Origin of the sequence: Kitasatospora sp. NPDC101801, from assembly GCF_044766665.1 — a bacterium.
Lineage (GTDB): Bacteria > Actinomycetota > Actinomycetes > Streptomycetales > Streptomycetaceae > Kitasatospora.
Genome location: NZ_JBIWML010000025.1, coordinates 62,302 through 75,076 on the forward strand (window position 1 = coordinate 62,302; position 12,775 = coordinate 75,076).

Genomic DNA, 12,775 nt, shown 5'->3' on the forward strand with positions numbered 1-12,775 from the left:
TCGCCGCGTGGCGCCCCCCTCCGCGCGTTCTCGCACGCCCCCCCCCACCGCGTGCGGGGCGGGGGCGCCGGAGCCGGGGGGGGCGGGGGCGGCCCGCCCCGCGAGGGGTGGGCCGCCCGGCTCCGTCGGTCAGCTCTGCGCGCTCGCCTGTGCGAGCGGCGAACTCAGCGTTCGTCCTCCGAGGCGTTGGTGCTCGGCTCCGTGAGGCGGCCGCTCTCGTCGTGTATCTCGGACGCGATCTTCTTGAGCTCGGGCTCGAACTTCCGCCCGTGGTGGGCGCAGAAGAGCAGCTCTCCGCCGCTCGCGAGTACGACGCGCAGGTAGGCCTGGGCGCCGCAGCGGTCGCAGCGGTCGGCCGCGGTGAGCGGGCTCGCAGGGGTCAGAACAGTAGTCACGTCGCCTCTTCTCTAGCTCGACGAGCTGTCGTACCAGGGTCAACATCCAACCAGGCCGAAAACGTTCCCGCTCGTGGCTTTTCTTCTCTGAGGATTCTGCTGTGTTGTTGCTGAGGACGTGCCCAAGGCGTCGGCGGTTCATGCCTGCCGAATCCCAGGACTCGCCATTTGGCTCGAACTCCCGATCGGTCGGGTGTCGAGGTCCGCGTAGCATAATCCTCTGCTGGGTTGGAGCATAAGCCCCGTCCCCGACACCGGTAGCCTGCATATCGCCTGCTCCACCGCCTGCTCCCCGGGCGACGGTCCTTCAGGACCCGTGGTGGCAGGAGGAGATGGCGCTCCGGTGACCCCGGATCCGGCGCAGACCTTGTTCGCGCAGCGCGTACAAGCTGCGCAGGCCGTCTCCGATGTGTCTCAGGCATTGGGAACACTGTGGGGCCGGCCGGGGAAGCACCGGGCCGGAAGTCAGACGAGTCAGAACGTCATTGAGGAGTGCACACCGAGTGAGCGCCGATCCGAACGCGTCGCCCGCCCTGCTGGCCGGAGACGACGGCTCCAACTACACCGCTCGGCACCTGCTCGTCCTGGAGGGGCTGGAGGCGGTCCGCAAGCGCCCCGGCATGTACATCGGCTCCACCGACAGCCGCGGCCTGATGCACTGCGTCTGGGAGATCATCGACAACGCGGTGGACGAGGCGCTCGGGGGCCACTGCGACCGGATCGAGGTGGTCCTGCACCAGGACGGCTCGGTCGAGGTCAAGGACAACGGCCGTGGCATCCCGGTCGACGTGGAGCCGAAGACCGGGCTCTCCGGGGTCGAGGTCGTGATGACCAAGCTGCACGCCGGCGGCAAGTTCGGCGGCGGTTCCTACGCCGCCTCGGGTGGTCTGCACGGCGTCGGCGCCTCGGTGGTCAACGCGCTCTCCGCGCGGCTGGACGTCGAGGTGGACCGGGGTGGCCACGTGCACGCGATCAGCTTCCGGCGCGGCACGCCGGGCATCTTCACCGAGCTCAGCCCGGACGCCCCGTTCGAGGCGGGCAGCGGGATGTCGAAGAAGGGCAAGGTCGCCAAGGGGAAGACCGGGACCAGGGTCCGCTACTGGGCCGACCGGCAGATCTTCCTCAAGGAGGCCAGGCTCTCGCTGGAGAACCTGCACGCCCGGGCCCGGCAGACCGCCTTCCTGGTCCCCGGCCTCACCATCATCGTGCGTGACGAGCGCCTGACGGAGAGTGAGAAGGTCCAGACCGAGACCTTCCGCTTCGACGGCGGGATCAGCGAGTTCTGCGAGTTCCTGGCCCCGGACAAGCCGGTCTGCGACGTGCTCCGGCTGCACGGCGAGGGCAGCTTCAAGGAGACCGTCCCGGTGCTGGACGCGCTCGGTCACATGACCCCGACCGAGGTCACCCGCGAGCTCGGGGTGGACATCGCCCTGCGCTGGGGCGCCGGCTACGACACCACGCTGCGCTCCTTCGTGAACATCATCGCCACCCCCAAGGGCGGCACCCACGTCACCGGCTTCGAGCGCTCGCTCGCCAAGACGGTCAACGAGGCGCTGCGCTCGGGCAAGCTGCTCCGGGTCGCCGAGGACGACATCACCAAGGACGACGCGACCGAGGGCCTGACCGCGGTGGTCACCGTCCGGCTGGCCGAGCCGCAGTTCGAGGGGCAGACCAAGGAGGTGCTCGGCACCTCGGCCGCCAACCGGATCGTCGCGGCGGTGGTGGCCAAGGAGCTGAAGGCCTTCCTCACCTCGGCCAAGAAGGACGAGAAGCTGCAGGCCCGCGCCGTGCTGGAGAAGGTGGTGGCGGCTGCCCGGACCCGGGTGGCGGCCCGTCAGCACAAGGAGGCGCAGCGCCGGAAGACCGCGCTGGAGACCTCCTCGCTGCCGGCCAAGCTGGCCGACTGCCGCAGCGACGACGTCGAGCGCAGCGAACTCTTCATCGTGGAGGGCGACTCGGCGCTCGGCACCGCCAAGCTGGCCCGCAACTCGGAGTTCCAGGCGCTGCTGCCGATCCGCGGCAAGATCCTGAACGTGCAGAAGGCGTCCGTCGCCGACATGCTCAAGAACGCCGAGTGCGCCTCGATCATCCAGGTCATAGGAGCCGGTTCGGGCCGGACCTTCGACATCGACCAGGCCCGCTACGGCCGGGTGATCTTCATGGCCGACGCCGACGTGGACGGGTCGCACATCCGCTGCCTGCTGCTGACGCTGTTCCAGCGCTACATGCGCCCGATGGTGGAGCAGGGCCGGGTGTTCGCCGCCGTCCCGCCGCTGCACCGGACGGAGCTGACCGCTCCCAAGCGCGGCCAGGAGAAGTACCACTACACCTACTCCGACGCCGAACTGCGGTCCACCCTGCTGGAGTTCCAGCGCAAGGGGATGCGCTGGAAGGAGCCGGTGCAGCGCTACAAGGGTCTCGGTGAGATGGACGCCGACCAGCTGGCGGAGACCACCATGGACCCGCGCCACCGCACCCTGCGGCGGATCAACCTGGGCGACCTGGAGCAGGCCGAGCGGGTCTTCGACCTGCTGATGGGCAACGACGTGGCGCCGCGCAAGGAGTTCATCGTCGACTCGGCGGCCACCATGGACCGTTCGCGGATCGACGCCTGACCCTGTTCGGTCGCAGCTGAGCCCCCGTCGGTCGACGGGGGCTCACCTGATTGAGTGAACGTATCTGCAAAGCCACCGCGAACGGCTCCGCAGGGGTTCCATGCTGGAGCAGTCCAGGTGACCGGAGGCTCGCCCTCCGGTGCCGATGCCGACCGTGGAGCAGCCGTGGCCCAACAGGAGATCGCACCCCAGCAGAGCGTGGGCCGGGCCGAGGTGTACCGGACGGTCCAGGAGAGCGACGCGTTCCAGCAGATCCGGCGCGGCTACCGGGGGTTCGTGTTCCCGGCCACGGCCGGCTTCCTCGGCTGGTACCTGCTCTACCTGGTGGCCCAGACCGCCGCCCCCGGCCTGATGCGGCAGCAGGTGGCCGGTCCGCTGAACGTGGCCTGGGTGTTCGGCCTGCTGCAGTTCTCCTCCACCTTCGTGCTCACCTGGCTCTACGCCAGGAACGCCCGGGCCGGCCGGGACGCGGCCGCCCTGGAGCTGCGCTGGGACACCCAGGACCAACTGCGGTGAACAGCGCCCGACACGGTCTGGCCGTGGTCCTGTTCGCCGTCATCGTGCTGGTCACCCTGGGCATCACGCTGTGGGCCGGCCGCCGGGGGCAGGCCGCCGAGGAGTTCTACACCGGCGGCCGGGAGTTCAGCCCGTTGCAGAACGGCCTGGCGCTCTCCGGCGACTACCTCTCGGCCGCCTCCTTCCTGGGCGTCACCGGCCTGATCGCGCTCTACGGCTACGACGGCGTGCTCTACAGCATCGGCTTCCTGGTCGCCTGGCTGGCGGTGCTGATGCTGGTCGCCGAGCTGGTCAGGAACGCGGGCCGCTACACGCTGGCCGACGTGCTGGCGCTGCGGATGCGCCAGCGGCCGGTCCGGGGCGCGGTGGGCAGCGCGAGCGTGGTGGTCACCCTGCTCTACCTGGTCGCGCAGATGGTCGGCGCGGGCAGTCTGGTGGCCCTGCTGCTCGGCACCGGCAACGGCTCGGCGAAGACCTGGGCGATCGTCGGGGTGGGTGCCCTGATGATCGTCTACGTCACGGTGGGCGGCATGAAGGCCACCACCTGGATCCAGATCGTCAAGGCCGTGCTGCTGGTGGCCGGTTCGGTGCTGCTGACGGGGCTGGTGCTGGTCCGCTTCCACGGCGACCTGGCCGAGCTGATGCGGTCCGCCGCCCGGGGCAGCGGGGCGGGCGAGGCGTTCCTCCAGCCCGGCCTCAAGTACGGGACGGGGGCGGCCAGTCGGCTGGACTTCTTCTCGCTCGGGCTGGCCCTGGTGCTCGGCACCGCCGGGCTGCCGCACATCCTGTCCCGGTTCTACACCGTGCCGACCGCCCGGGCCGCCCGCCGCTCCACGATGTGGGCGATCGGGCTGATCGGCGGCTTCTACCTGATGGCCATCGTGCTCGGCCTCGGCGCCGCCGCCCTGGTCGGCAGCGCCGCCGTCCGGACCGCCAACCCGGCCGGGAACACGGCGGTCCCGCTGTTGGCCCAGGCGCTGGGCGGGGGAGCGGGCAGCATCGGCGGGGTGCTGCTGTTCGCGCTGATCTCGGCGATCGCCTTCGCCACCATCCTGGCGGTGGTCGCCGGGCTGACGCTGGCCTCCTCGGCCGCATTCGCCCACGACCTGTTCGCCCGGGCCTGGCGCCGGGAGGGCGGGCGCCCGGTGACCGAGCGTCAGGAGGTGCTGGTGGCCCGGATCGCCGCCGTGGTGATCGGCGCGCTGGCCATCGTGCTCAGCCTGTACGCCCAGCGGCTGAACGTCGCCTTCCTGGTCGGCCTGGCCTTCGCGGTGGCCGCCTCGGCCAATCTGCCGACCCTGCTCTACTCGCTGTTCTGGCGCCGCTTCACCACCCGGGGCGCGGTCTGGTCGGTCTACGGCGGGCTGGTGCCGGCCGTGGTGCTGGTGCTGTTCTCCCCGGTGGTCTCCGGTTCGCCGACCGCGGTCTTCCCCGGGGCGGACTTCCACTGGTTCCCGCTGGAGAACCCGGGTCTGGTCTCCATCCCGCTCGGCTTCCTGGCCGGCTGGCTCGGCACCGTCACCTCCCGGGAGGCCGCCGACCCGGACAAGTACGCGGAGCTGGAGGTCCGCGCGCTCACCGGGGCGGGAGCGGCGTAGGCAGGACGTACCGGTGCTCGGGGCGGCCGGTGTCGCCGTAGCGCAGGCTCAGCCGGAGCCGGCCGTCGCGCTCCAGCTGCTTGAGGTAGCGCTGTGCGGTGGAGCGGCTCAGCCCGGTGTCGTCGGCCACCTCCTGGGCGGAGAGCGGGCGGCCGGCCCGGCGGAGCACGCCGAGCACCAGGTCGGTGGTGGGCGCCGAGTGGCCCTTGGGCAGGGTGCTCGGCGGGGCGGCGGCGCTGCGCAGGGTGGCGTACATCCGGTCCACCTCGTCCTGGCAGGTCTCCCGGGCGGCCGGTCCGGCCAGCGCGTGCCGCAGCTCGGCGTACGCGACCAGCTTCTCCCGCAGCCCGGCGAAGCTGAACGGTTTCACCAGGTACTGCAGGGCGCCGTGCTGCATCGCGGCGTGCACGGTGGAGACGTCCCGGGCGGCCGTCACCATCATCACGTCGCAGCCGATCCCGGCCGCCCGCATCCGGCGGACCAGGGCCAGGCCGGTCTCGTCCGGCAGGTGGTGGTCGAGCAGCACCAGGTCGACCGGGGTGCGCTCCAGCGCGGCCAGCGCCGCCCCGGCGCTGTGCGCCCGGCCGGTCACCCGGAAGCCGGGCACCTTGGCCACGTAGGCGGCGTGCACGTCGGCCACCCGGAAGTCGTCGTCCACCACGAGTACGTCGATCACGCGGTCACCGCCGGGTGCAGCGCCTCGGGCAGTTCGACACTGAAACGCGCTCCGCCGAGCGGCCCCTGATCGACCGTCACCTGCCCGCCGGACCGTTCCACCAGTCGGCGGACCAGCGCCAGGCCCAGGCCGCGCGGGCGGTGCGCGGGGGCGGTCTTGTCGGTCCAGCCCTCCTCGAAGATCGACTCCCGCAGCTCGACCGGCACGCCGGGGCCGCTGTCCGCGACCTCGATCAGCAGGGCGTCGCCGCAGACCCGCAGGCCGACCGCGACCACCCCGCCGGAGAGCACGTCCAGCGCGTTGTCGACCAGGTTGCCGAGCACCGTGACCAGCGCGCGCGGGTCGACCGCCGCGTCCGGCAGATGGCTGTCCGGGGTGATCTCCAGCCGGACGCCCCGCTCGGCCGCGACCGCCGCCTTGCCGGCCAACAGGGCCGCCACGTGCGGGTCCTGGACCTGCTCGGCGATCCCGGCGGCGACCGCCGCGTGCGAGCCCGACTGCTCGGAGATGAACTCGGCGGCCTGCCGGTGGCGGCCGAGCTCCAGCAGCCCGAGCAGCGTGTGCATCCGGTTGGCGTGCTCGTGGTCCTGCGCCCTGAGCGCCTCGGTCAGCGTCCGGGTGCTGTCCAACTCCCTGACCAGCGCCTCCAGTTCGGTGCGGTCCCGGAGGGTGATCACGGCGCCCTCGTGCTCGGTGGCCATCCGGTTCACCACCAGCACCCGGTCGTCCCGGACGGCGGGCAGGTCGGTGCCCTCGATCCGGCCGGTGAGCACCTCGGCCAGCCGGCCGGGCGGCAGCAGCTCGTCGATCGCCCGCCCGGTGCAGTCCGCCGGCAGGGCGAGCAGCCGGACCGCCTCGTCGTTGGCCAGCCGGACCCGGCCGCGCCGGTCGAGTGCGACCATGCCTTCCCGGATGGAGTGCAGCATCGCCTCCCGCTCGACCAGCAGGGCGGAGATGTCGGCGATCGCGATGTTGTGGGTGCGCCGCTTCAGCCGCCGGGCCAGCACCAGGGTCGCCAGCAGCCCGGCCGCCAGGCCCGCGCCCGCGCAGAACAGGATGCCCGCCACCATGCTGAGCAGCCGCCGCCGGATCGAGAGGTCGCTGATCCCGACCGACACCTCGCCGACGATCCGGCCGTCCGCCAGTCTCAGCGGCACCTTGCCCCGGGCCGTCCGGCCGAGCGTGCCCTGCTGGATCGCGGTCACGCTCTCCCCGCGCAGCGCGGGTTCCGGGTCGGTGCTGACCCGGAAGCCGATCTTCGACGGGTCGGTGTGCGAGAGCCGGATGCCGTCCAGATCGGTGACCACCACGAAGCTGGCGCCGGTGGCCAGCCGGATCTGCTCGGCGTTGCGCTGCGCGGCCACCTCGTCCTGCTCGGCCGCGGCCCGGACGATCGCCTCGTCGGCGGCGGTGGACTGGGCGATCGACAGCGCCCGCTGCTTGGCGTCGTGGTCCAGCTCCCGGCTCACCGGGGCCAGGAACAGGCCCGCCGTCACGGCGGTGACCCCGACCGTGACCACGGTCTGGCTCAGCAGCAGTTGGGCGAAGACCCGGCGCGGCCAGTGCAGGCGTCTCACTCGGGTCTCCTTCCTGACGGTTCGGGTGGGATCGACACCATATGTTTCCCCGGTGTTTCTGTCAGCCCCCGCCCCGCTGTTGTAGCGGAAGCAAAAGGAGCAGAACAGCCCTCAACGCCAGGAAGCCGCAGTACGCCCGCAAGGGTGCCGCCGTGACCCGCGCCACTCCTAACCTCCGGGGCAGACACAGACCCCGGCGACGGCGCCGGGACCTCGGAGGTGGAGATGAGCGGGCTGACAGACACAGCCCCGGCGATCGAGTTGACCGGTGCGACCAAGCGGTTCAGGACGCCCTCGGGCACCCTGCACACCGCCGTCCGGGACCTCGATCTGACGGTGGCCCCGGGCGAGTTCGTCGCGGTGGTCGGCCCGACCGGCTGCGGCAAGTCCACCACGCTGACCCTGGTCAGCGGCCTGGAGGAGCCCACCGAGGGCGAGGTGCGGGTGCACGGCGAGCAGGTCGAGGGGATCAACGGCCAGGTCGGCTTCGTCTTTCAGCAGGACGCCGTCTTCCCCTGGCGGACGGTGCTCTCCAACGTGATGGCGGGCCCCCGGTTCCGCGGCGCCCCGGTGGCCGAGGCCCGTGAGCGGGCCCGCGACTGGCTGGCCCGGGTCGGCCTGGCCGCCTTCGAGGACCGCTATCCGCACCAGCTCTCCGGCGGCATGCGCAAGCGGGTCGCGCTCGCCCAGACCTTCGTCAACGACCCGAAGATCCTGCTGATGGACGAGCCCTTCTCGGCCCTCGACGTGCAGACCCGGGCCCTGATGTCCGATCAGCTGCTCGAACTCTGGGCGGGCACCGGCTCCTCGGTGGTCTTCGTCACCCACGACCTGGACGAGGCGATCGCGCTCGCCGACCGGGTGGTGGTCATGACGGCCGGCCCCGCCACCGTCAAGGAGATCTTCACCGTGGACCTGCCCCGGCCGCGCACCGTGGAGGCGGTCCGGCTGGAACCGCGCTTCGTCGAGCTCTACCGCGAGATCTGGGCGTCGCTGGGCGAAGAGGTCCGGATCACCCGGGAGAGAGGAGCGGGCAATGCCGCTTGAGACCGCCGCCGGCGCACCGGCCGCCGCACCCGTCGTCACCCGCACCGCCGCCCGCGAACGGGCCGCCCGGAACCGGAAGTTCACCGTGTACGGGGCCCGGGCCGGGGTCCTGGTCGCCTTCCTCGGCCTCTGGGAGCTGTGCGCCAGGACCGAGGTCGTCGACCCGTTCAACTTCTCCCAGCCGTCCAGGATCTGGGCCCAGATCTGGCAGTGGGTCACCCACGGCACCGCCCAGGGCTCGCTCGGCGAGCAGATCGGCTACACCCTCTACGAGGCCCTCACCGGCTGGGTGATCGGGGTAACCGGCGGCGTCCTGCTGGGCATCGCGCTCGGCCGGATCCGCTTCCTGGCCGACGTGTTCGGCCCGTACATCAAGGTCCTGAACGCCATCCCGCGGATCGTGCTGGCCCCGATCTTCCTGATCTGGTTCGGTCTCGGCCCGGCCTCCAAGGTCGCCTCCGCCGTGGTGCTGGTCTTCTTCCCGGTCTTCTTCAACGCCTTCCAGGGAGCCCGCGAGGTGGACCGCAACCTGATCGCCAACGCCCGCATCCTCGGCGCGGACCAGCGCCGGCTCACCCTCCAGGTGGTCATCCCGGCCGCCACCACCTGGATCTTCACCAGCCTGCACGTCAGCTTCGGCTTCGCCCTGATCGGCGCCATCGTCGGCGAGTACATCGGCGCCACCAAGGGCCTGGGTCTGCTGGTCGCGGCCGCCCAGGGCACCTTCAACGCCGCCGGGGTGTACGCCGCGATGACCATCCTCGCGGTGGTCGCCCTGTTCACCGAGGGCCTGCTCACCTTCGCCGAGAAGCGGCTCTTCCGCTGGAAGCCCGCCGACTCCGGCGACGGTCGCTGACCCACCCTCACCCCACCCGCAGAGACAGGCAGACCCCCCATGCGCAGAACCGCCCTCGCAGCCCTCGCCGCCGCGCTGCTCCTCTCCCTCACCGCCTGTGCGAACGACGCCGCCTCCTCCACCCACGCGGAGGCCGGGCAGACCGTCGAAGGACCTAAGGTCAAGATCATGGTCGGTGGCCTGGACAAGGTCATCTACCTCCCCGCGATGCTCACCCAGCGGCTCGGCCACTTCGCCCAGGCCGGCGTCAACGTCGAGCTGCTGACCGAACCGGCCGGCGTCAACGCCACCACCGCCCTGCTCGCCGGGGACGTCCAGGGCGCGGTCGGCTTCTACGACCACACCATCGACCTGCAGGCCAAGGGCAAGAACGTCGAGTCGGTGGTCCAGTTCTCGCAGGCCCCCGGCGAGGTCGAGGTGGTCTCCGCCAAGCAGGCCGACGCGATCAGGACCGGCGCGGACTTCAAGGGCAAGAAGCTCGGTGTCACCAGCATCGGCTCCTCCACCGACTTCCTCACCAAGTACCTCGCCGTCAAGAACGGCGTCGCGGTAAGCGAGTTCAGCCCGATCGCGGTCGGCGCCGGGCAGACCTTCATCGCCGCCATGCAGCAGGGCAGCATCGACGCCGGTATGACCACCGACCCGACGGTGGCCACCATCCTGGCCAAGAACCTCGGCACCGTGCTCTACGACCTGCGCACCCCCGAGGGCTCCAAGGCCGCGCTCGGCGGGCTCTACCCGTCCTCCTCGCTCTACATGAACACCGACTGGGTCGAGAAGAACAAGGACACCGCCCAGAAGCTGGCGAACGCCTTCGTGAAGACCCTCAAGTGGATGTCCACCCACACCCCCGCCGAGATCGCCGCCCAGATGCCGGCCGACTACGCCCAGGGCGGTGCCGAGCAGTACGCCGAGGCGATCAAGGCCACCCTGCCGATGTTCACCACCGACGGCGTGATGCCGCCCGAGGGCCCGAAGACCGTCCTCGCGGTCCTCGCCGCCTTCCACCCGGACGTCAAGGGCAAGGAAGCCTCGATCGACCTGGCGAGGACCTACACCACCGAGTTCGTCAGCAAGGCGGGCTGACCACCGCCCAGCCCCGGTGCCGGCCGGTCCGGCGCCGGGGCTATCGTTCGTCCGCATGACCACCACCACCGTCCTGGTCGACACCGCCGTGGCCGCCTCCGTGCTCGCCGGACTGTGGCTCGGCCCCCGGCTGCTGCGCCACGCGGCCCCGCCCGGAACCGGTCGCACCGTCACCCCGGAGGTGCTGCTGACCGGGGTCGTCGGCCTGGTCTACCTCAATCAACTGCTCTGCGCCGCCTACCTGCTGCGGGTGCACGGCGGGGACGTCACGTTCGTCACCCGGTACCTGCCGCCGGGCTGGTTCGACCAGCCGGACGGCAACCCGCTGGTCCGGCTGGTCGCCGACCACCTGCCCGCCCCGAGGCTGTTCGGTCCCACCGTGCTCCGGGTCCAGGCCCTCCTGGAACTGCCGTTCGTGCTGCTCGCGTACGGCACCGTGCTGCGCCGGCTCAGCCCCGCGCTGTACCGGACGGTGCTCGGCTCCCGCCCGCTGGTGTGGTCGGCCGTGCTCTCCTACTCCGTGGTCTTCGGGGCGGTCGAATGGGGCCTGCACAACCCCTGGACCAGCCAGGACCTGGCGGTCCGGGCAGTCTCGGCGTTCCTCACCGCACCGCTGCTGACCGCCCTCGCCCGGCGCGAGCGGGGCGCCGACCGGGAGCCCGGGGCGGCCGGACTGCTGCTCTTCGCCGCCTCGCTCTGGGCCGTCGGCCAGCTGGTCATGGTGGTCTACGACACCGCGCTGCTCTACAACCTCGGGCACCTGGGCGCCCGTTGGCCCGAGCTCCTGCTCGCCCTGGCGGTGCTCGCGATCACCGCGCGGCGGCAGCCGGACCGCCCGGCCGGGGGCCCGAACCTGGCCGCCCTGGACGCGGTGCTGCGCCGGTCACTGGTGCTCTTCCTGGTGCCGGCGCTGGCGATCCGCTACAGCGCCGACTTCGGCACCCTGCTGCTCGCGGGGGCCGGGGCCCTGTCGGTCGGCGCGGTCGCCCTGTGGCACCGACCGGTCCGGGACGCGCTGCTCCCGCTCGTCCTCGGCGGGGTGGCCGGACTGGCCGCCGCGTACCTGGCGGTGCGGCTGGTCCTCGACGTCTACTACGAGAGCGCCCTGCTGCGGGCGCTGCTCGCCCTGCTCGTGGTGACGACGCTGGCCTGCGCCCTGGTCGACCGGCTCAGACCTGAGCCACGGTCAGCTCGCGCAGCGAACTGACGTCCATCCGGGCCGGGGTGGCCGGACTCTTCCCACAGCTCTCCGCCCGGGGCGGCTCGCTGACCCCCTGCACCACCTCGGCCAGCCAACGGCGGCCGTCGGTGTGCCGGACCGTCACCGACCAGGTGGCGTCGGCGGTCTCCTGCTGAGTCAGGGTCAGCGCGTCGGCGGTCGTCTCCCCGGTCAGCACCCGGACGGCCTGCTCGGCGGCCTGGCCGGGCCGGTCCCAGCACGAGCGGCCGCGCGACCACTCCGTCACGGTGTGCCCGGCGGCGGTCGCCGCCAGCACCTCCTTGGCCCCCGTGGGCGTCAGCCGCCCGTACGCGTAGCCGAACGGCAGCACCAGCATGGTGGGGGAGAACCGGTGGCCGCCCAGATGGGTGGCCTCCCACACCTCGGCATGCCCGGCCGCCGCCAGGTCGGCCGCCAACGGCCGGCCCAGCAGTGCACAGCAGCGGTCCCGCCGGCCGTTGGTGCACACCAGCGCCAGCGGGTCACCGCGGTGCTCGCTGCCGAAGCCGCCGTGCACGCCCGCGCCCAGCGCGGCGAAGTCCAGCGCCAGCAGCTCGGCCGGATCGGTCACCTCGGTGCGCCGCACCCAGGAGTCGCCCGGCGCCGTGTGCGCCACGATCACCTCGTGCCGGGCGGTCGGCAGGCAGTCGGCATGCCGCCCCGGACGCCGGATCAGCGCGACCCGCACCCCCGTACCCGCCGCGGCAGCGTCCAGCGCCCGCCCCACCCCGGCATCCAGGTGGCTCTCGGTCAGCGCCTTCGCGCCCCACGGCCCGGCCTGCTCCACCAGCAGCCAGGTCGCCGCCGTCGCCGCCGTGGCAGCCAGCGGCTCGGTCAGTTCGCGCGACAACGTTGCACAGGTGCTCACACAGGCAAGGCTACCCTCGCGATTCAGCCAACCGCTCGGGCCACTGCTGTGGTGCGGCTCCGCCGCGTGGGCGACGCCGGCCTTTTTGGCAGACGCTTCGGGAGAGTCAGGGGCTCGGGGAACTGCGACGCCGGCCCCTGCAAGGTGATCTGTTCAGGGGTGGTCAGGCACTTTCGCAGTGACCCGAACGCCAGATCTCCTCGCAGTTCCCCGAGCCCCTGACCGTAGCTGCCCGAGCACCTGCCAACAGCGCAGCCCCGAGCCCCTGACCGTAGCTGCCCGAGCGCCTGCCCAGAGCGCAGCCCCGAGCGGCTGCCCAGAG

The 12,775-nt window shown here is 72.0% G+C and carries 11 protein-coding genes; 7 read left to right on the top strand and 4 right to left on the bottom strand.

Going from position 1 to position 12,775, the window contains the following annotated elements:
• Positions 1–164: 164 nt before the first annotated feature.
• Positions 165–395, bottom strand: a complete 231-nt coding sequence (locus ACIRPK_RS24490) for a hypothetical protein (protein WP_403041614.1) — start codon at positions 393–395, stop codon at positions 165–167.
• Between the two features lie 503 nt (positions 396–898).
• Between ACIRPK_RS24490 and ACIRPK_RS24495 the strand changes: the two genes are divergently transcribed.
• The 3 genes from ACIRPK_RS24495 (at position 899) to ACIRPK_RS24505 (ending at position 5,124) form a co-directional block, all read left to right on the top strand.
• A complete protein-coding gene (locus ACIRPK_RS24495) occupies positions 899–3,010 on the top strand; it encodes a type IIA DNA topoisomerase subunit B (protein ID WP_403041616.1) in 2,112 nt (703 codons plus the stop codon).
• A gap of 165 nt (positions 3,011–3,175) precedes the next feature.
• Positions 3,176–3,526, top strand: a complete 351-nt coding sequence (locus ACIRPK_RS24500) for a DUF485 domain-containing protein (protein WP_403041619.1) — start codon at positions 3,176–3,178, stop codon at positions 3,524–3,526.
• On the top strand, positions 3,523–5,124 hold the full coding sequence (locus ACIRPK_RS24505) for a cation acetate symporter (RefSeq protein ID WP_403041622.1): 1,602 nt from the start codon (positions 3,523–3,525) through the stop codon (positions 5,122–5,124). The genes ACIRPK_RS24500 and ACIRPK_RS24505 overlap by 4 nt, the downstream gene beginning before the upstream one ends.
• On the opposite strand, the gene ACIRPK_RS24510 is transcribed toward ACIRPK_RS24505, so the two are convergent.
• Both ACIRPK_RS24510 and ACIRPK_RS24515 read right to left on the bottom strand, forming a co-directional pair.
• Positions 5,102–5,800, bottom strand: a complete 699-nt coding sequence (locus ACIRPK_RS24510) for a response regulator (RefSeq protein WP_403041624.1) — start codon at positions 5,798–5,800, stop codon at positions 5,102–5,104. The genes ACIRPK_RS24505 and ACIRPK_RS24510 overlap by 23 nt on opposite strands.
• Positions 5,797–7,377 carry an ATP-binding protein gene (locus tag ACIRPK_RS24515; protein ID WP_403041627.1) on the bottom strand — a complete coding sequence of 527 codons (1,581 nt, stop codon included), beginning with the start codon at positions 7,375–7,377 and terminating at the stop codon, positions 5,797–5,799. Before ACIRPK_RS24515 ends, ACIRPK_RS24510 begins: the two co-directional genes overlap by 4 nt.
• 225 nt (positions 7,378–7,602) lie before the next feature.
• Here ACIRPK_RS24515 and ACIRPK_RS24520 point away from each other — a divergent pair, with 225 nt between their 5' ends.
• Genes ACIRPK_RS24520 through ACIRPK_RS24535 form a run of 4 tightly spaced genes read left to right on the top strand, consistent with a single transcriptional unit; the run spans position 7,603 to position 11,573 of the window.
• On the top strand, positions 7,603–8,424 hold the full coding sequence (locus tag ACIRPK_RS24520) for an ABC transporter ATP-binding protein (protein WP_403041629.1): 822 nt from the start codon (positions 7,603–7,605) through the stop codon (positions 8,422–8,424).
• The gene (locus tag ACIRPK_RS24525) at positions 8,414–9,280 is read left to right on the top strand and encodes an ABC transporter permease (protein ID WP_403041631.1); all 867 of its coding nucleotides are present in this window, start codon (positions 8,414–8,416) and stop codon (positions 9,278–9,280) included. Before ACIRPK_RS24520 ends, ACIRPK_RS24525 begins: the two co-directional genes overlap by 11 nt.
• 39 nt (positions 9,281–9,319) lie before the next feature.
• Positions 9,320–10,366 (top strand): ABC transporter substrate-binding protein, encoded by a 1,047-nt coding sequence (locus ACIRPK_RS24530; RefSeq protein WP_403041634.1) that lies wholly within the window; start codon positions 9,320–9,322, stop codon positions 10,364–10,366.
• Positions 10,367–10,421: 55 nt separating this feature from the next.
• A complete protein-coding gene (locus tag ACIRPK_RS24535; protein ID WP_403041637.1) occupies positions 10,422–11,573 on the top strand; it encodes a hypothetical protein in 1,152 nt (383 codons plus the stop codon).
• Here the strand turns inward: ACIRPK_RS24535 and ACIRPK_RS24540 are convergent.
• Entirely contained in the window at positions 11,536–12,453 is a 918-nt protein-coding gene (locus tag ACIRPK_RS24540) for a sucrase ferredoxin (RefSeq protein WP_403041640.1), read from the bottom strand. The two genes, ACIRPK_RS24535 and ACIRPK_RS24540, sit on opposite strands and share 38 nt — an antisense overlap.
• Positions 12,454–12,775 lie beyond the last annotated feature (322 nt).